Origin of the sequence: Paracoccus sp. J56, assembly GCF_019633685.1 — a bacterium.
GTDB classification, from domain to species: Bacteria; Pseudomonadota; Alphaproteobacteria; order Rhodobacterales; family Rhodobacteraceae; genus Paracoccus; species Paracoccus kondratievae.
In genome coordinates this window covers 11,353-28,712 of the sequence record NZ_JAFL01000031.1, presented here as the reverse complement: position 1 = coordinate 28,712, position 17,360 = coordinate 11,353, and the positions used below count along the sequence as shown (strand labels likewise).

Here is a 17,360-nt window from a genome sequence, read left to right as displayed (position 1 = left end):
CAGAACATATGTCCTGACCGTCGCTATAACACTCATCGTCGCAGGGCTCGCACTGCTCGAAAAAAAACACAAAAAATTACTCGAACGCTAAAGAAGGAAAGACGATTCGGTCAGGGTTACCGGCCCTGCTACCTCGATCGTCAGATCGGCGCGACCGTCCCCGTCCATGTCGATCAGCAGGCGCTGCAGTTCGGGGGATAGCTGTTCCAGACGAATCTGGCCTGCGCCCGAGAACTCCTGGCTGCCGATAAAGGTCAGGTTGAGACCCGAAAGGTCGATCCTGTCGAGGTCCGGCTGGAAATCCAGGATGGTATCGGTACTGCCGTCCAGGTCCTCTGGTGAGTTGAAGACAAAAATGTCAGCTCCGGCTCCGCCGATCAGCGTATCATGACCCCGGCCACCCTGTAGTCGGTCATTTCCGTCATTGCCTTTGAGCAGGTCATGACCGTCGCCGCCAAACAGCACATCATCGCCAGTACCGCCGTCCAGATCGTCATGACCGGTACCACCATCCAGCCGGTCAGCGCCATCACCACCGCGAAGCACATCGTTTCCAGTGCCGCCGTATAGCGCGTCGTTGCCAGCGCCTCCGATCAGCGTGTCGTTACCGCTGTCGCCAGAAAGCGTGTCATTTCCGGCATCGCCTTGCAGCCAGTCGTTGCCCGTGCCGCCAGATAACGAGTCCCGGCCATCCCCGCCACGCAGGGTGTCGTTCCCGCTGTCGCCGTAAAGGACATCATCGCCTATACTGCCATCGACCAGATCATGCCCTTCACCACCATAGATGGTGTCGTTTCCGGCCCCGCCATATAGACGGTCGTGGTCCTGCTGACCCTTGATGAGGTCATCGCCGTCATCGCCGTAAATCGTGTCATGGCCTGACCCTCCCTCCAAGGTGTCATTTCCGGTGCCGCCGCGCAGAACGTCCAGTCCCGCCCCACCAAGGAGTTTGTCGTTGCCTGCCCCTCCGTCAAGCAGGTCGTCCCCGGCATCGCCCATCAGTACATCGTTGCCGCTACCCCCCAGCAGCGTGTCATTGCCGGTTCCACCGGCCATCCGGTCGTTTCCAGTACCGCCATAGAGCCGGTCGTTTCCCGCACCGCCGATCAGGCTGTCGTTGCCAGCCCCGCCGTCAAGGACATCGTCGCCTGCGTCTCCTTGCAGGAAGTCATTGCCGTTGCCGCCGGAAAGCGAATCGTTTCCGGTCCCACCGACCATCCGGTCGTCGCCGTTTCCGCCGATCATCCGGTCGTTTCCCGCGCCACCGACCATCCGATCGTTTCCATCGCCGCCGATCATCCGGTCGTTTCCTGCACCGCCGATCATCCGGTCGTTCCCGGGCCCGCCGTCCAGCAGATCATTGCCTGCGCCTGCGATCAGCACGTCATTCCCTTCGCCGCCCACCAGAGTGTTGTGGCCGTGTGTGTCGTGGAGGGTGTCGTTCCCGTCGTCTCCGCGCAGAATGTCATTGCCGCTTTCGCCATACAGGCTGTCATTTCCCGCCCCGCCATAGAGCGTGTCATTTCCCGGCCCGCCGTATAGCCTGTCGTTTCCTGCGCCGCCGTAAAGCCTGTCATTCCCCGCGCGGCCATAAAGCCGGTCGTGGCCGCCGCCGCCCAACAGCGAGTCATTGCCGGTCCCCCCGTCGAGAGTATCGTTTCCGTCCCTGCCTATCAGCCTGTCGTTGCCAGCAAGGCCATAGACTTTCGAGCCGTAGCGGCTGGCGACCAGCTTGTCGTTGCGCGCCGTGCCGACCACTTTGGTGGTCATGTCCGGTGGCGCGTAATGCCCGATCGGGAAAAGGGATTCGTCAAAGGAGTTCGCCTGCAGCGTCGTCTTGTCGCGTGTCATGATTACAAGAACCGTTTTTCCATAAAAGATTTTTATTCCATAGGCTTGCGGCCGGAACACCAGCTGTCCCGTGCTGCGGATCATGTCCAGGAAGGATAGGTCCAGCTTGTCGACGCCAAGCTCGAAATCGGTGATGGTGATCGTGCCGTTGACCTCCATCGGGACGAATGTGTCCGCTCCTTTACCACCGGTCATCCTCACCGGGCTGCTACCGGCGATCAGGATGTCGTCGCCCGCCCCGCCGTCCATATGCGTGGTTTTGGCGCTGGCCTGCATCATGTCGCTGCCAGCGGTGCCGATCTGCTTGCCGGCGCCGACCACCTTCGTCAGGCCGATGCCTCCCGGGTCAAAGGCGAATTGCGTGATGCCTTTTTCGGTGCGGGATGAGACAAAGAGCGCGATCTTGCCGTCGATCACCATGGCCGACAGGGCTGAGACATCGGCGAGGGTCAGTTTGTCTGTGTCGACCAGTGTTTCCAGATGCATCAGCCGTCCATCGGGCAACATGGTAAAGACGCTGAGCCCGTCATCGCCGCCGCCGACAAAGATGAAGGCGCGGCCGTCCATCATCACGGTTTCCAGTGCGGTGGCTCCGGCAAATCGGGTCGTGCGCTCGTCAATGATGTGATCCACCGGCTCAAGCGCGCCGTCATAGGTCAGCCGCATCGTGGTCAGCGACGAGCTTTGCGCCGAGGCGACCACCAGATAGGTTACGGCTCCAACCGTCACCGTGCCCAGATGTGTCGGCTGGTTCATGCCGAGGCCGCGGTCCGCCCATAGCATCTGCGCAGTCCCTACCGAGCCGTCGGCATGGATCATCTGCACCGCGACATAGTTGCCCATGGCCGAGGCCGAGATGATGAAGCTGCGATCCCCCAGCTGCGTCACCAGCATGTCGTTTATTTCGGCCCCCTGAACGCCCGGGCCGGTCGGCAGCGCGACATCGGTGAGGTGGCTGATCTTGCCCTTGTCGCCGAACTTCCAGATCTCGAACCCGGTCTGCCCGTCGCGCGCGAAATAGAAAAACCGGCCCCCGGTCGTCTCGAACTCGCCCAGCTGGACGATATCGCCGGATTGTTTGCCCTTCAGCAGCCGGATGCTCTCTGCAAAGCTGCCGTCATCATCCAGCAGGAACCCCGAGCCGAGTGTTTCGCGCATGCCGGTGCCAAACAGAACTGGTCCGCTGTTGAGGGTGATGATGCTGGCCCCCGGCGTGCCGGCATATTGGAACGATTGCGGATAGGCATGGCGGTCGATCATCTCGATCGGCTGGTCGGCCGAGGTGATGCGATAGGCGGCCATGCCTCCACCGACATGGGTAACGCTGTAAAGCGTGTATCCATCGGTTCCGGCATGGGTTTGCAGGTCCGTGATATTGGTCACGAAACTTGTCGCTGGGCCGGTATAGGTGGCAACGTGACGGTAACGCATGGCAGGATCGCTTGTGGTAGTTCATCGCGGGGTCATCCCGCCGCCCTAACAAAGTGCTAACCCCGCCAGATAAGTCACCCATTATTCCCCGTGCATTTTAATGGTCTCACGCTTAGTCTGCGCGTTACATGCATGGCTTGTGCGTGGTTCCGAGTTCCTCCATACCGCTGATGCGACAAGTAGACTGGTTAAAGACCGATGCAGATTCAAAAGACCTCGTTGCCGGGCGTGCTGATCATTGTTCCGTCCCGTTTCGGTGACGAACGCGGGTTTTTCAGCGAAAGCTGGAGCCGCAGGACATTGCACGAGGCGGGGCTCGACCTGCCAGAGTTCGTTCAGGACAATCACTCTCTTTCCTCCGCTGTCGGAACGCTGCGTGGATTGCATTTCCAGTCGCCGCCGCATGCGCAAGGCAAGCTGGTGCGCTGTGGGCGCGGGCGGCTTTTCGACGTCGCGGTCGATATCCGTAAAGGCAGTCCGACTTATGGAAAATGGACTGGCTGTGAGCTGTCTTTTGAGAATGGATGCCAGCTGTGGGTACCGGCGGGCTTTCTGCACGGCTTTGTGACGCGTGAGCCGGACACGGAAATCCTCTACAAATGTACAGACCATTACGCGCCCGATTGCGACGGGGCGGTAGCCTGGGACAGTATCGGCATCGACTGGGGCCTGACAGATCCACCGATTCTGTCGGCCAAGGACGCCAGGGCCCCGGCATTGAACGAGTTCGACAGCCCTTTCACCTATCAAGGGCCCTTTGATTACGAGGCGAGGCTATGAAGATTCTGGTGACCGGTGGCGCGGGGTTCATCGGTTCGGCAGTGGTGCGGCTGGCGGTGGCGCGCGGGCATGAAGTAGTGAACCTAGATGCGCTGACCTATGCGGCTAATCTGGCGAATGTGGCCTCGGTCGCGGACAGCCCGCTTTATCGTTTCGAACAGGCCGATATTCGCGACCGGGCGGCGCTTGATCGCATCCTCTCGACCCATAAGCCCGATGCGATCATGCACCTGGCTGCTGAAAGCCATGTGGATCGCTCGATCGACGGGCCGGGCGCATTCATCGAAACGAACGTGACCGGAACCTATAACCTGCTTGAGGCGGCGCGTGCCTACTGGACCACGCAGGGCCGGCCCGAGGGGTTCCGTTTCCACCATATCTCGACCGATGAAGTCTTTGGCTCTTTGGGCGAGACTGGCCAGTTCACCGAGACTACGCCCTATGACCCGCGCAGCCCCTATTCGGCCTCGAAAGCCGCATCCGATCATCTGGTCCGCGCCTGGCACGAGACCTACGGCCTGCCGGTGGTGCTGACCAATTGTTCAAACAATTACGGGCCTTTCCATTTTCCGGAAAAGCTGGTGCCAGTGGTGATCCTGAACGCTCTGCATGGCCGACCGATCCCAGTCTATGGTGATGGAGGCAACGTGCGCGACTGGCTTTATGTCGAGGATCACGCCGACGCGTTGCTGCTTGCCTTGGAAAAGGGCAGCCTGGGCCGCAGCTATAACATCGGTGGCGAGAATGAGGCGCGTAATATAGATCTGGTGCGGACCATTTGCGCCCATATGGACCATCTGCGCCCAGAATCCGCGCCGCATGACCGGCTGATCACCTTTGTTGCCGACCGGCCAGGTCACGACCGCCGCTATGCGATCGACCCGACCCGCATCCGTACCGAACTGGGTTGGCGCCCCTCGGTCACGGTCGAAGAGGGGCTCAGGCGTACTGTCGAATGGTACCTGAACAACGAAGACTGGTGGCGCCCGTTGCTGAGCCGTCAGGGCGTTGGCGAAAGGCTTGGCAAGGCATGAAGGGCCTTTTGGTCTTTGGCCGCACCGGACAGGTTGCAACCGAATTGGCCCGTCTGGTCCCCGAGGCGCGTTTTCTGGGACGCGATCAGGCTGATCTGACTGATCCGCAGGCTTGTGCTGCGGCAATTCGTACCTCGGGCTGTGCAGCGGTGCTGAACGCTGCTGCCTATACCGCCGTGGATCGCGCCGAATCCGAGCCAGATCTGGCGCGCGCCATCAATGCCGAGGCTCCGGTCGCAATGGCCCGGGCAGCCGCCGAACTGGGCGTGCCGTTCCTGCATATCTCGACCGATTACGTTTTTGACGGTTCGGGCGAACGGCCTTGGGACGAGACTGACCCGACTGGCCCGCTAGGCGTCTATGGCGCGACCAAGCTTGCGGGTGAGGTGGGCGTTGCCGGTGCGGGCGCGCAATGGGCGGTTATGCGAACCTCTTGGGTGTTTTCGGCCCATGGCGCCAATTTCGTCAAGACCATGCTGCGGCTGGGTGCCGAGCGTGAGGAATTGCGCGTGGTTGCCGATCAGCACGGCGGCCCGACCCCTGCGGGTGATATTGCTGCCGCCTGTCTTGCCATGCTTGATACCATGCGCGCCGATCCTGCTCGGGGTGGCATTTATCATTTCGCGGGCGCGCCCGATGCCTCTTGGGCCGGTTTTGCGCGCGAGATCATGACGCAGGCGGGGCTGTCTTGCCGCGTGACCGAAATTGCCACCTCGGATTATCCCACACCTGCGCGACGCCCGGCGAACTCACGCCTGAACTGTGCCGCCATTTCACGAGACTTCGGCATCAACCGCCCCGATTGGCGTGCCGGTCTCGCCAAGGTATTACAGGAGCTGAAACCATGACCCAATCCGGCACTCCAACCAGCCGACGCAAGGGCATTATTCTGGCCGGCGGTTCGGGCACGCGACTGTATCCGATCACCATGGGCGTGTCGAAACAGCTGTTGCCGATCTATGACAAGCCGATGATCTATTATCCGATTTCGGTGCTGATGCTTACGGGCATTCGTGAGATCGCGATCATCACCACGCCCGAGGATCAGGCACAATTTCAGCGTCTGCTGGGTGATGGCAGCCAATGGGGGCTAAGCTTCGAATACCTGGTGCAGCCCTCGCCCGACGGGTTGGCACAGGCCTATATCCTTGCCGAAGACTTCCTCTCCGGTGCGCCCTCGGCCATGGTGCTGGGCGACAATATTTTCTTTGGCCACGGCTTGCCAAATTTGTTGGCCTCGGCGGATCAGCGGACCGAAGGTGGTACGGTTTTTGGCTATCGCGTCGCCGATCCCGAGCGTTATGGCGTGGTCGATTTTGACCAGGACGGCCGTGCCCGCGCGATTATTGAAAAACCGCCTGTCCCGCCTTCGGATTATGCGGTGACGGGGCTTTATTTCCTTGACGGTACAGCGCCTGCGCGCGCGCGCGAAGTAAAGCCATCGGCTCGTGGTGAGCTTGAAATCACTACGCTGCTCGAGACTTATTTGCATGAGGGTCAGCTGACGGTCGAGAAGATGGGCCGGGGTTTCGCCTGGCTCGACACCGGCACTCACGCCAGCCTGCTCGATGCCGGCAACTTTGTGCGCACATTGGAACAGCGTCAAAGCTTGCAGACTGGCTGCCCGGAAGAGATTGCCCATGGCCAGGGCTGGATTGGCGCTGACCAACTGCGCGAGCAGGCACGCAAATTCGCCAAGAACGATTACGGCAACTACTTGGCGCGCCTGCTGAAGTAAGGTGGTCGTTGCTCACCCGGCATCTGGTGGATCGGGTTCAGGATGAAGTGTCCTGGCTCTGAGGTTCAGACTGACCCGCTCCCCGGATTGTCCGTGTTCAGACCAAGCCCGTTCCGGGCTTGGCCCTTCTCTGACCGGTTGAGATATCCCTGTGACGTTGAATGCAGCGGTGCAGGACCGGAGCGTGTCGAATGCAGAAGAGATCGACTGCAGGGCATAAAGACAGTCGTCCTGTGACACCGGGACCTCTGCCTCCTCCTCGCTCGGAGTCGTCGAACAAGGTTTTTCGGCCCAGTCTTCATGTTCTCGACCGTGTGAGATTTCCGCCATTTCGCCACGACCTTTGGGTTAATACCGCGGTTCATCGCGGTGGTCGACGCTTCTGATCGCTGTATTGCTGCTCAGATGGTGCGCGCAGTCGTGGCGCCTTCGTGACGAACTCGTCCCATAAGGCATTCTTACATCCCAAAGAATGGATCGCCCATCAAACTGTGGGAACGAACGGTTAGGCTTTACAATAGCGCGGCCAAATCATTGGCCCTGCTGCTGCCGGAGCCCTTTCCGTACAACCGTTTAGTCTTACTGCGTCACAAACAGCTGCGCGGATCTCGGTTGAGTTGTGCGCAGCCAGGATATCGGAGCAAGCTGCGGGCGAGCGCTGCGGCAGGGAGTCGGCGGATGATGGTGATCGAGTTCTGGATGTGGCCGTCCGGATCTGATCGGCGGCGGCGGCGCGGTGTCGAGAACTACAGGGAATGGGGGCCTTGCCACTTTGGGTAAAGATCGCCGGATGGTTACCGCCTCAGCTTATTGCTCAGTGTGGAATGAACAGAGGTTTGCGGCGTTCATGTGGCACCGGAGTCCACTGCTCATGATTCACGATGGCGCGTGGTGCATGACACTCAAGCCAAATCTTATGATGACTTGGTGCTCTGTCCCGGAACGGACAAGAATATTCGCGGCTATGATGACAGCGGTTTGCTCAAGGCGAGGTGGGGGCAGGCCGCGACGCGGTTGTCGGTACAGGCCGCTAATGGATAAGATAGCGCCGCGCCGTTTTATCCGCCAAGGCAGCGCGGCGAATTTCAGATATCCACGCGTTGGTGGGTTGGGAAAGCAGGTCATGCCCTTTTCCCTCTCCCTCTCCGCATCGCCGATTGTTTTAGCTTGTATTTTTGGGGTCCGGAATGCGTAAGCGTCCGGTAAGAGCTGCTGCCAGAACTGCCAAGGTGCCCGTTCGGGTCTGCCGATAAAGCCGCAGCCGCAGCATTCCGGCAAAGGCATTTGGACCGCTGGCATTCAAGATCTCTCCGAAACGCTCTAATAAGCGCTGGTTCTCGGGGAGTAGTCGGGAGGCGACAGGTTCCAGCGCCTTTTGGTTCCGTGCCAGCCAGTCCGCAAACTTTCCGTTTATCAGCATTGAGGCCCGTGCAGCCTTCGCTCGTGCCGTATCGTTCCGCCCCATCAGATTTTTCCGATGCTGGCGATAAAGCAGCACTTGTGCCCGGTCGCGCATGATACTCGCGCCCGCACCCGACAGGATTTGATAGGCCCACCAGTCATGCGAGATGATGCCTGCTGCTTCGGCTGCCGGGACTGTCGCCTGCAACAGCCGGATCGCCTGCGAGTTGGCAAGGATCGTATTGCCCGGCAAACAGGCTTGGATCAGTGCGTTGCGAAACGTAAACGGTCCGGGGAAATGCGGTGCCGCGGCAAGCGGGTTCAGCGCCTCGTCGCAGATTGTTGTTCGCGCGGCATAAATCGCTGCATCTATGCGTCCGTGCAGGAAGGCCACGCCGCGCTCCAGCCGGTCCGGCAGCCAGACATCATCCTGATCGGCATAAGCCAGCCACCCGCCGGCATCGACCCGTTGGGTCAGGTGTAGGAAGTTCCGGGTCGATCCTTGTCGGGGACCGTCTATCAGCTCTACTTGTCCCGAGGGGCGAGTGCGGGCAAACTCCGCAACAATCTGCCGCGTTCCATCCGTCGAGCCGTCGTCGGAAACAATCAGCTTCCAGTCTGAGATGCTTTGCGCAGCCAGACTGTCTAGCTGGGCGCGAATGAACCGCGCCCCGTTATAACTGGCCATGGCAATAGTGATCGGCGGATGCAATTGGGTCTCCGATAATATCGCCTCTTTCCTATAAGGATCCTGCGGATCGGGCCAGAGGGCGTTATTGCTCTTGTCGGCCAATATCCTCGATCAGAATGCGTCTGACATTCGGTCCCGCAGTCTTTTGCGCCGCTGCAAGCAGGGATGTTCGCAACTTTTGAAGCGTGACCTCAGAGGTGAAATTGCCATCAAAAGCGCCTGTATTTGCCTCGATCATCAGCGCATTGAGCAGGCTGTCCCGCAGGCGCAATTCTTGCGCTTCAATCTCGGCCTGGGCAGAGGCGGGGGTTTCGATGCCGAGTGACAGGATCATCACAGCTGTTGGTGAACCATTGCGCAGGACAGGCACAAAAAACTGGGTTGGAAAACGGAACCACCCAAGGGTGTCGTCCTTTGTTGTGGACGAGCTTTCGCCTTTGCCTGTTTGGGATGCGGCGTCAGCCTGTTCAGTAGCTGTGCCTTGGGTTCTGGTTTCATCTGCAGGCTTGGGCTCACCCAAAATATCGCCACTGATCGCCCCCCCAACGAAGGCCAGTACGGGCAGCAAGATTAGCAATAGTTTTTTCACGACCGCTCCGCCTGCTTAATAGGGCAGAAGGATATCGGCGACCTGCTGACCGTAGCGCGGCTGCTGTACATCGCTGATCTGGCCGCGCCCGCCGTAAGAAATACGGGCACCGGCGATACGGTCATAGGCAATCTCGTTGCGGCGCCTGATATCTGATGGGCGCACAAAACCGCTAACGGTCAGTTCACGCACCTCGTTGTTCACACGTACCTCTTGCGTGCCCTGGATACGCAGAACGCCGTTGGGCAGGCGATCGACAACGGTAGCTGCCACCCGCAGAGTCAGTTTGTCACGTCGGGAAATATTCCCGCTGCCTTTGAAGCTGGAGGCAGCCTTGGCATCGGCCAGTTCTTTCATACTGGCACCCTCAGGCAGGGCCTCGTCGATACGTTGCGGCAGCCCGATCATTGAGGGAATACTGACCTTGTCTGACGAACTGCGACTGCGGCCCGAGCTGTTCTGGATCTCGGCCCGGTCGTCGATTTCGATCACCACGGTCAGGATATCGCCGCGCTGCGAAGCTCGGCGGTCCGCGACCAGAGAGTTTTGCGCGCTGCTCCACAGCGAGGCCGTGCTTTGCGGCCTGTCGGGCAGCTCATTGACACCATAGCCTGACGAGGTCATGGCCTGAAATTCGACGCTGCTTTCGGGTTCGGTCATAGATGGGGGGCGGCCAAGGTGAGACACCCGTGCGCAGGCCGAAAGCGACATGGCAAGTGTCAGTGCACCAACTAGCGTGAGAGAATGGGACGGCGTATATCGGGACATGAGATTCACTTTCAGTTATTCTGGACGATGACCGAACCGTCAGGCGCGACACGGCCGGAAACAGTCACGCGTGAGCTGCTGTTCAGTACCCGGATGATCTGACCGACCTTCCCGGCAGATAGCGCGCGCCCCTCGGTCTCGATTCGCAGAGCGGCTTTTTCATAGGTCAGCGTGACAAGCTGGTTGCGACCAATCAGGGTAGGTTCGGTCAGGGCAGATGGGTCGATCCTTCGCCCCTCATAGACCATGACACGCAGCTGCTGGCCGAGGATCTGGGTGATATCTTCGATACCTCCCGCCTGATCCGGGGCGAGGGTGACATCCTCGGCTGAGATAACCGTGCCGGCGGGTAGTGTACGGCTGGCGACTGCCGCACCGGCTGTGGCCCACTGCGGCAGTAGCATAAACATCAGGGCAATGGCGCGCATCAGCGGACCTGCACCGTTGTACCAAGCATCTGGTCTGCGGCAGAGATGACCTTGGAATTCAGTTCATAACCGCGCTGGGCCTTGATCAATTCGGCGATCTCGCGCACCGGATCGACCGCGCTTTCCTCAAGCCAGCCGGCGCGGATCGTGCCCAGCCCCTCTTGTCCCGGCGAGGCGACCCGGGGTGTGCCCGATGCCGTGCTTTCCAGAAACATGTTCGAACCGATGGCCTCGAGGCCCTTTTCGTTGATAAAACTTGCCAGGGTGATCTGGCCAAGGTTTTCGGGTTCGACCCGGTCGCTGAAATAGGCAAAGACTTCGCCATTGGCGTTGATCGAGATGCTTCGGGCATCCTCGGGGATGGTAATGTCAGGTACCAGCGGATAGCCTTCCGAGGTGACGATCTGACCTTCCGGCGAACGTTTCAGACTGCCGTCTCGGGTATAAGCCGAAATGCCTGAGGGCAGGGTGATCTCAAGATAGCCGCCGCCATCGATGGCGATATCCAGATCCCCATTGGTCTGGGTCAGCGACCCTTGGGCCAGCATGACGGATACGCTGGCCGGGCGCACCCCCATACCAAGCTGGATCCCTGCCGGAACCATTGTGCCGCTGGTTGAGGTCAGCGTACCCGGGCGAGTGACCTGCTCATATTGCAGGTCGGCAAATTCGGCGCGCCGGGCGTTATAACCAGTCGTGGACATGTTGGCGAGGTTGTTAGAGATGACCTCGACGCGCATCTGCTGTGCGCTCATCCCGGCGGCTGCTATCTGAAGTGCTTTCATGGTTTTAGTCCTTTTACCGGGTCAGAATTGTGATGGCCTGACGGATGCGCTGGTCCTCTTGATCAAGGAAGCTTTGGCCCAGTTGATAAGCGCGCTGAACCTCGATCATGCGCGCGATTTCAAGTACCGGGTCGACATTGGAGCCCTCAAGAAAACCCTGACGCAGTACTGCGTCATCCAGTGGTTCGGCTGCATCGCCGGGATCGAAAAGCGTACCCGCCACATGCTGCAGGCGGGACTGGTCCGTAACTGCAAAGATGCCCACCCGCCCAACGGGCGTGCCGTCGGCGGAAATTGTACCATCCATGCCGATACCGATGTCGCGCACGCCCGCAGGGATGACGACGGGTGCCTGCCCATCGTCGAGCAACTGATAACCGTCGGGGTTAACAAGTTCGCCCTCAGCATTGGTCATGAAGGCACCGGCCCGGGTCAGGCGGTTGCCTTGCGGTGTCTGGACCATGAAGAAACCCTTGCCATCAATCGCCAGATCAAAGCGGCCGTTCGTCAACGTCATGTCGCCAGGGCGCTGGTCGATCATGCGCCCATGGGCATTGGCCATTGCCAAGGTCTCGCCACGCCGATCAAGCGACACCATATATTCCGAAAATACGACACCTTCGCGCCGAAAGCCGGTGGTGTTGGCATTGGCAATATTGTTGGCAACAGAGCGCATTTCGCGCATCAACCCGGATTGCCTGGTCAGGGCGGCATAGATCGCGTTATCCATAACCTAGGACCCCGCAATCCCTGGCAAGACCTGATCGGTAAAGAACCCGGTCAGCATGGCGGTCATAAAGCTCATGCTGACCCAGAATACCGCCAGCATAAGGCCCACCTTGGGAACAAAGGTCAGCGTCATTTCCTGCACCGAGGTCAGGGCCTGCAAAAGACCGATGATCACACCCACCACCAGCGCCACCCCCAGCAGCGGTGCGGCCATGCGCAGCGCGATCCACAGCGCTTGCCGGGTGAGGTCGAAGATCAGGTTCTCATCCATGACCAGATCCTCAGACCGGCATCCGCAGGATTTCCTGATAGGCCTCGACCACCTTGTCGCGCATGGCGACCACGGTCTCGAGCGCGATTTCGGCCTGGGCGATACTTTGCACCAGATCATGCGTCTCGGCCTTGCCGGTCATGGCGCCGGTGGCGGCGGCATCAACCTGATCCATCATCCGGGAAAACACTGAGGCCGCGCCTTGCGGATCGTGATTGCCTGGCGCGACGACGTTGCGCACGCGGTCATAAGAAGTAGCGGCGAGGGTCGGGGTAATCATGGCAGTTCCTTTCTTATCGGCGGATCAGGTCCAGCAATGCGTCGCCCATCTGGCGCGATTGCTCAAAGACGCGCAGGTTCGCCTCATAGCTGCGGCCCGCCTCCTTGGAGTCGGCGATCTCGATGATCAGATCGACGTTCGATCCTGCGTAATAGCCGTTCTCATCAGCCATCGGATGGGCGGGATCATAGATCTGAGGTAGTTCGCGCCGATCAAACCGGGTTGGTCCGGCGGTGACGGCACCGGTTCGGCGGCCAAAGTCGACCTGCTCTTCAAAGGCTACCACCTTGCGGCGATAGCCGGGCGTGTCGGCATTGGCGATGTTTTCGGAAATATGTCGCAGCCGCACGGCCTGCGCGCGCATACCCGAAGCGGCCAGTTCAATGGCGGAAAGCGTTTCTGACATCCTTATACCCCCTAGCCACGACGTCCGAGGCTGGTACGGATCAGATTGAGCGAGGATTTTGTCACCGCCAGCGCCAGATCGAATTCACGCCTGGCCTCGGCGCTGCGGATCATTTCATCCTCAAGCGAGACAGAGTTGCCGTTCGGCGCGGGCTCACCCTTGTCGTCGATCACGCGCGGGCTGCCGCCCCAACTGGCGCCGGTCAGATGGCGAGGACGTGAGGCGCGCATCTCTACCGCGCCTTGCGTGTGATAGGTTTTGGTAAAGCTGGCCAGATCGCGGGCACGAAAGCCCGGGGTATCGGCATTGGCCACGTTGCGGGCAATCAGCTTTTGCCGTTCGGCAGCATGGGCCGTCAGCGAATTGGCCATCCGCAAAGTCTCGATCCGGTCAAACATCGCGGCATCTCCTCAGGTTCCGATAAACCCGGTCTTAACCCCAACAGGTTTAGAAACCCTTTCCAGGACCGGACGGACCGGCAGCGGGGAGAAGCAGAAATTGGATAAAATGCTGTCTATTGCGGCGCGGATGGGACGAGTCCGCATGATCCGGCACTTTGGCCAGGTCAGCGCCATTCAGGCGGGCCTGATCCTTGCAGGCGGGCTGTCAAGCCATGCTTCCTTAGGAGATCGTGTCGTCTTTTCAAAGGGTTCTGGTGCATCTTTGGGCGGGGAGATCATCGCGCTGCACGACCATCAGGTGGCAATTCTGCCCGAAGGTCCGATGGAGGGGCTGTCGATCGGCACGCCCGTTGAGCTGGTCTTTGCACCCTCTCTTGCACCCGCCGATAGCTGGATCGGGCGAATCATCGATCCCTTTGGCAGGCCGCTGGATGGTCGTCCCCTTGCCGCCGGGAGGGAGGAACGGGGTTTCCGCACGCCTCCGCCGCCCGCTGCGCTGCGTAACCGGCTGGGCGTGCGGCTGGATACGGGGCTTGCCGTCTTTGACACCATCCTGCCCCTGGTGCGGGGGCAGCGAATGGGGCTGTTTGCCGGCTCGGGCGTGGGCAAATCCACGCTGCTTTCGTCCCTGGCCAAGGGCGTCTCGGCTGATGTGGTGGTGATTGCGCTGGTGGGGGAGCGTGGCCGAGAGCTGCGCGAGTTTGTCGAGGAAACGCTGGGCGAAGAGGGGATGGCACGTTCGGTCGTGGTGGCGGCTACCTCGGATCAGTCGCCGTTGATGCGCAGGCGCTGTGCCTGGGCTGCGATGACGGTGGCCGAGCATTTCCGCGACCGCGGACAGCATGTGCTGTTTCTGGCCGATTCGATCACCCGTTTTGCCGAGGCGCATCGTGAGATCGCGCTCGCCGCTGGTGAAAGCCCCAGCTATCGCGGTTTCCCCCCCTCGACCTCGCATCTGATCATGTCGCTGGCCGAGCGTTCGGGGCCAGGGCCAATCGGCTCGGGCGATATTACTGCAATTTTCAGCGTGCTGGTCGCGGGTTCGGATATGGAGGAGCCGGTAGCCGATATCCTGCGCGGCGTTCTTGATGGCCATGTGGTTCTGGATCGCGCCATCGCCGAACGGGGCCGTTTCCCGGCAGTGGATGTGCTGCGTTCGGTCTCACGCTCTTTGCCTCAGGCGGCGAGCACGGCCGAGAATGCGCTGATCGCGCGTGCGCGCGCGACGCTGGGAACCTATGCAGAATCCGAGCTGATGATCCGCGCTGGCCTTTATTCACAAGGCTCTGATCCGCGGGTGGATGAGGCGGTGCGGTTATATCCGGCGCTGGATCAGTTCTTTACCCACAAAAGCCCTGATGCGCGACAAAGCTTTGCGTTACTGGCCGACGCTTTGGGTATGCCCCCGCCACGTCCCGAATGAAGGCGTGGCATGGAAACAAATCCCTTACTGGCACAGCCGATAGCCACCCCGCCGCACCTTGATGTCGACATGCAGATGATCGTCATGGGCGGCATTGCTGCCCGGCCCCAGGACTGTGGTGAAATGCAGGCAGGCGGCCCCGCGGATCGCGCGCTGAAAGGCCTCATGCAGGTCGCCGCTGTCCTGCCGCGGCTTGATCTCGATCCGCGAGCCGTCCTCAAAACGGAAAGCGGCAATGTCGAAAGCATTGCCAAAAGCGTGTTCCGAAAGGTTTTCGCCTGTGGTCCCGACTGTCGCACGGCATTGATAGGTCGAACCGGGCTCCAGCGCCGCAAGCCGGGGCCGATCAGGCAACAGGGCAGCGGCGGGCAGGACAAAATCACGCAGCCAATAGGCAAGGTCGCGGGCCAGATCACAGCGCATCAGGGCACCGCCCGGTATCTCGATCCCCGGCAAGGGCCGGCGCAAAAGCACGGGCCGGTCAATCCCGCAATCACGTTGGTCGGGATCGAGGACGGGTGCTTCCTCACTGTAATCGGCGCCAAGCAACGTCAATTGCAGCAGGCAGGCAGAATAATCGAAATCGCTTTCCCGCAACTGGCTGTGAATGGGCGGGCCGACCGGGGTGGCCGGGGTTTCTGGCTTGGCGGTGGGGGCGGCTGGTGCGCTTGTACTATCGGTGGTGTCGTCAGGGGCGGGCTGAGGCTGCTCAGGGTAGGCCTCGGCTGCCTCTGGTCGCGGCGCAGGGCGAATGTCCCCCGGGCTTTCCTCGGGTTTGGGAGGCGGGGCGATATCATCCGACGGCGTCTCGTCCAAAGCCAGCGAGGGCAGGCCAGGCAGTGCCGAGATCAGGATTGCCGAAAGATATCGCCCCGGCCTGCGCATTCAGGGCTGCCCGGCCTGCGGATAAAGCGTGACACTGCCCGGGGCTTCGCCTGGCAGGCTGCTTGGCAGGGTGACGTCCGAAGGATACTCGGGCTCCTCGGTCGCCGGGGCGGCAGGCGGGACCTCGGGCACCAGAGGCTCACTCGTGGCAGGGGTCGCGGGGGTGACGACCAGAGGCTCAGAGCCTGCCGCGGTTGCAGCGGCAGTTGGTGCGCCAAGGGCGGCGGCGGCGGATGTGGCAGCAGCAACGGCGGCCGGAGCGGCTTCGCCTGCGAAGGCCGCAGGGGGCAGGCGGTTGCCGCGGGCTGGTGGCCGGGTCGAGGCGATTGCCGTGGTCGCCGCGGTCTGTGTCGCCGCAGCCACCGGCGACACGCCGGTCACGTCAGAGATTCTGACCCCGGGGGGCAGGAACTCGACCGTTGTAACCTTGGCCTTGACCATATGCGCCAGCTCCCATGCGTCCCAGTTCGTCAGCCGCACGCAGCCATGCGACTGGCTCAGGAACAATTGCGAGGGCGTGGCGGTTCCGTGGATGCCGTAGGTCGGCTCGGAAAGGTCGATCCAGACATTGCCCACAGGCCCGTTGGGTCCGGGCGGGATGATCAGTACCCGATCATTCTGTCCCTGCTTGAAATTGCGATGCGGGTTATAGGTATAGGTCGGGTTCAACGCCACGGCATCGACGACGTGATTGCCATGTGGCGATGGCGTATCAGAAGAGCCGACCGTTGCCGGATAATCCGCGACCATATTGCCCCGCGCGTCATAAGCGGCGACACGGCGGGTTTCCTTATCCACGATGATCCGGGTGACGGTGGCGCGGATCGGCTTTGCCGGGACGGTGACATGGATGGTCTCGCCGGGCTGGAAACTTGCGCCGGGGTTCAGCTTGGCCAGAAACTTTTCATCCATGTGAAAGCGTTCGGCCAGTCTTTCCAGCACGCTCGTATAACCCTGCGAGGTCATCGCAGCCTTTTCGGCATAATCCGGGGGAATGCGATCGACGAGGCCAGTCGCGTCCTTTTCGACGATGGTATATTCCATGGTCAGCGGCGGGCCAGCATAGCCCTGCAGCAGTTCCCAAACCGCGTGATCCATGCGACCGGTCATCGGCAGACCGGCCCGCCTCTGAAAGGCCTTGATGGCGCTTTCACTCATCCCTCCGCGCCAGCCGTCCACGACCCCCGGCGAGATGCCCGAGCGGTCCAGCAGGATCTGCACCTTGGCCGTCAGTGCCGACTGACCGGGGGGCAGGCCGGTGCCGTCATAGGTGGCCTGCTCGATTTCGGCGGGGGTGATCGACACCAGCGCCTTTGGCCGAGGCGGTGCGGTCGGAGCTATCGTGGTCGCGGCGGACGTGCCTGAAGGGGCCGCCTGTGCCCATCCGGGCGAAAGCGGAATGGCCAGGGTTGTCGCCATCAGGGCGAAGCGCAAAAACGCACCCCTGCGAAATCGGGTCGGGAACATGC

Annotated in this window: 18 protein-coding genes; 5 read left to right on the top strand and 13 right to left on the bottom strand. The window is 60.9% G+C overall.

What is annotated here, in order from left to right:
- Positions 1 to 87 precede the first annotated feature (87 nt).
- Positions 88 to 3,282 (bottom strand): calcium-binding protein, encoded by a 3,195-nt coding sequence (locus tag M511_RS16640; protein WP_085502816.1) that lies wholly within the window; start codon positions 3,280 to 3,282, stop codon positions 88 to 90.
- Positions 3,283 to 3,480: 198 nt separating this feature from the next.
- On the opposite strand from M511_RS16640, the gene rfbC reads away from it, so the two are divergent.
- From rfbC to rfbA, 4 genes are read left to right on the top strand one after another with little or no spacing between them, the layout of a single operon-like run.
- Positions 3,481 to 4,062, top strand: coding sequence for a dTDP-4-dehydrorhamnose 3,5-epimerase (gene rfbC, locus M511_RS16635; protein WP_010400422.1), 582 nt, complete (start codon positions 3,481 to 3,483; stop codon positions 4,060 to 4,062).
- On the top strand, positions 4,059 to 5,096 hold the full coding sequence (rfbB, locus tag M511_RS16630) for a dTDP-glucose 4,6-dehydratase (protein ID WP_010400421.1): 1,038 nt from the start codon (positions 4,059 to 4,061) through the stop codon (positions 5,094 to 5,096). Before rfbC ends, rfbB begins: the two co-directional genes overlap by 4 nt.
- Complete coding sequence (gene rfbD / locus M511_RS16625; RefSeq protein ID WP_085502814.1) at positions 5,093 to 5,944, top strand: dTDP-4-dehydrorhamnose reductase; 852 nt, start codon at positions 5,093 to 5,095, stop codon at positions 5,942 to 5,944. Before rfbB ends, rfbD begins: the two co-directional genes overlap by 4 nt.
- Complete coding sequence (rfbA, locus tag M511_RS16620; RefSeq protein WP_010400415.1) at positions 5,941 to 6,834, top strand: glucose-1-phosphate thymidylyltransferase RfbA; 894 nt, start codon at positions 5,941 to 5,943, stop codon at positions 6,832 to 6,834. Before rfbD ends, rfbA begins: the two co-directional genes overlap by 4 nt.
- A 1,162-nt stretch (positions 6,835 to 7,996) precedes the next feature.
- Here rfbA and M511_RS16615 read toward each other — a convergent pair.
- Genes M511_RS16615 through M511_RS16570 form a run of 10 tightly spaced genes read right to left on the bottom strand, consistent with a single transcriptional unit; the run spans position 7,997 to position 13,580 of the window.
- Positions 7,997 to 9,028, bottom strand: coding sequence for a glycosyltransferase (locus M511_RS16615; RefSeq protein WP_138918415.1), 1,032 nt, complete (start codon positions 9,026 to 9,028; stop codon positions 7,997 to 7,999).
- Positions 9,009 to 9,515 carry a hypothetical protein gene (locus tag M511_RS16610; RefSeq protein ID WP_029372818.1) on the bottom strand — a complete coding sequence of 169 codons (507 nt, stop codon included), beginning with the start codon at positions 9,513 to 9,515 and terminating at the stop codon, positions 9,009 to 9,011. The genes M511_RS16615 and M511_RS16610 overlap by 20 nt, the downstream gene beginning before the upstream one ends.
- Positions 9,516 to 9,530: 15 nt before the next feature.
- Entirely contained in the window at positions 9,531 to 10,283 is a 753-nt protein-coding gene (gene flgH / locus M511_RS16605; RefSeq protein ID WP_085502812.1) for a flagellar basal body L-ring protein FlgH, read from the bottom strand.
- Between the two features lie 11 nt (positions 10,284 to 10,294).
- Complete coding sequence (gene flgA / locus M511_RS16600) at positions 10,295 to 10,711, bottom strand: flagellar basal body P-ring formation chaperone FlgA (RefSeq protein ID WP_085502809.1); 417 nt, start codon at positions 10,709 to 10,711, stop codon at positions 10,295 to 10,297.
- Positions 10,711 to 11,496 (bottom strand): flagellar basal-body rod protein FlgG, encoded by a 786-nt coding sequence (flgG, locus tag M511_RS16595; protein WP_085502807.1) that lies wholly within the window; start codon positions 11,494 to 11,496, stop codon positions 10,711 to 10,713. The genes flgA and flgG overlap by 1 nt, the downstream gene beginning before the upstream one ends.
- 13 nt (positions 11,497 to 11,509) lie before the next feature.
- Positions 11,510 to 12,226 carry a flagellar hook-basal body complex protein gene (locus M511_RS16590; protein ID WP_085502804.1) on the bottom strand — a complete coding sequence of 239 codons (717 nt, stop codon included), beginning with the start codon at positions 12,224 to 12,226 and terminating at the stop codon, positions 11,510 to 11,512.
- A gap of 3 nt (positions 12,227 to 12,229) precedes the next feature.
- Positions 12,230 to 12,496, bottom strand: coding sequence for a flagellar biosynthetic protein FliQ (locus M511_RS16585; RefSeq protein ID WP_010399363.1), 267 nt, complete (start codon positions 12,494 to 12,496; stop codon positions 12,230 to 12,232).
- Between the two features lie 10 nt (positions 12,497 to 12,506).
- Positions 12,507 to 12,776: a flagellar hook-basal body complex protein FliE gene (locus M511_RS16580; protein WP_085502802.1), complete on the bottom strand. Its 270-nt coding sequence runs from the start codon at positions 12,774 to 12,776 to the stop codon at positions 12,507 to 12,509.
- Positions 12,777 to 12,789: 13 nt separating this feature from the next.
- Positions 12,790 to 13,182 (bottom strand): flagellar basal body rod protein FlgC, encoded by a 393-nt coding sequence (flgC, locus tag M511_RS16575; protein WP_085502800.1) that lies wholly within the window; start codon positions 13,180 to 13,182, stop codon positions 12,790 to 12,792.
- Between the two features lie 11 nt (positions 13,183 to 13,193).
- Positions 13,194 to 13,580 (bottom strand): FlgB family protein, encoded by a 387-nt coding sequence (locus tag M511_RS16570; protein ID WP_010399356.1) that lies wholly within the window; start codon positions 13,578 to 13,580, stop codon positions 13,194 to 13,196.
- Between the two features lie 109 nt (positions 13,581 to 13,689).
- Between M511_RS16570 and M511_RS16565 the strand changes: the two genes are divergently transcribed.
- Positions 13,690 to 15,006: a FliI/YscN family ATPase gene (locus M511_RS16565; protein WP_085502798.1), complete on the top strand. Its 1,317-nt coding sequence runs from the start codon at positions 13,690 to 13,692 to the stop codon at positions 15,004 to 15,006.
- Between the two features lie 24 nt (positions 15,007 to 15,030).
- Here the strand turns inward: M511_RS16565 and M511_RS16560 are convergent, their stop codons facing one another.
- Positions 15,031 to 15,891: an extensin-like domain-containing protein gene (locus M511_RS16560; RefSeq protein WP_085502796.1), complete on the bottom strand. Its 861-nt coding sequence runs from the start codon at positions 15,889 to 15,891 to the stop codon at positions 15,031 to 15,033.
- Positions 15,892 to 17,358 carry a L,D-transpeptidase family protein gene (locus M511_RS16555; protein WP_010399349.1) on the bottom strand — a complete coding sequence of 489 codons (1,467 nt, stop codon included), beginning with the start codon at positions 17,356 to 17,358 and terminating at the stop codon, positions 15,892 to 15,894.
- Positions 17,359 to 17,360: the final 2 nt, after the last annotated feature.

Excerpts from the sequence above, each read along its gene's own strand:
- M511_RS16640 (WP_085502816.1), bottom strand. The coding sequence starts at position 3,282 with ATGCGTTACCGTCACGTTGCCACCTATACCGGCCCAGCGACAAGTTTC.
- rfbC (WP_010400422.1), top strand. The coding sequence starts at position 3,481 with ATGCAGATTCAAAAGACCTCGTTGCCGGGCGTGCTGATCATTGTTCCG.
- rfbB (WP_010400421.1), top strand. The coding sequence starts at position 4,059 with ATGAAGATTCTGGTGACCGGTGGCGCGGGGTTCATCGGTTCGGCAGTG.
- rfbD (WP_085502814.1), top strand. The coding sequence starts at position 5,093 with ATGAAGGGCCTTTTGGTCTTTGGCCGCACCGGACAGGTTGCAACCGAA.
- rfbA (WP_010400415.1), top strand. The coding sequence starts at position 5,941 with ATGACCCAATCCGGCACTCCAACCAGCCGACGCAAGGGCATTATTCTG.
- flgH (WP_085502812.1), bottom strand. The coding sequence starts at position 10,283 with ATGTCCCGATATACGCCGTCCCATTCTCTCACGCTAGTTGGTGCACTG.
- flgA (WP_085502809.1), bottom strand. The coding sequence starts at position 10,711 with ATGCGCGCCATTGCCCTGATGTTTATGCTACTGCCGCAGTGGGCCACA.
- flgG (WP_085502807.1), bottom strand. The coding sequence starts at position 11,496 with ATGAAAGCACTTCAGATAGCAGCCGCCGGGATGAGCGCACAGCAGATG.
- M511_RS16590 (WP_085502804.1), bottom strand. The coding sequence starts at position 12,226 with ATGGATAACGCGATCTATGCCGCCCTGACCAGGCAATCCGGGTTGATG.
- M511_RS16585 (WP_010399363.1), bottom strand. The coding sequence starts at position 12,496 with ATGGATGAGAACCTGATCTTCGACCTCACCCGGCAAGCGCTGTGGATC.
- M511_RS16580 (WP_085502802.1), bottom strand. The coding sequence starts at position 12,776 with ATGATTACCCCGACCCTCGCCGCTACTTCTTATGACCGCGTGCGCAAC.
- flgC (WP_085502800.1), bottom strand. The coding sequence starts at position 13,182 with ATGTCAGAAACGCTTTCCGCCATTGAACTGGCCGCTTCGGGTATGCGC.
- M511_RS16570 (WP_010399356.1), bottom strand. The coding sequence starts at position 13,580 with ATGTTTGACCGGATCGAGACTTTGCGGATGGCCAATTCGCTGACGGCC.
- M511_RS16565 (WP_085502798.1), top strand. The coding sequence starts at position 13,690 with ATGCTGTCTATTGCGGCGCGGATGGGACGAGTCCGCATGATCCGGCAC.
- M511_RS16560 (WP_085502796.1), bottom strand. The coding sequence starts at position 15,891 with ATGCGCAGGCCGGGGCGATATCTTTCGGCAATCCTGATCTCGGCACTG.
- M511_RS16555 (WP_010399349.1), bottom strand. The coding sequence starts at position 17,358 with ATGTTCCCGACCCGATTTCGCAGGGGTGCGTTTTTGCGCTTCGCCCTG.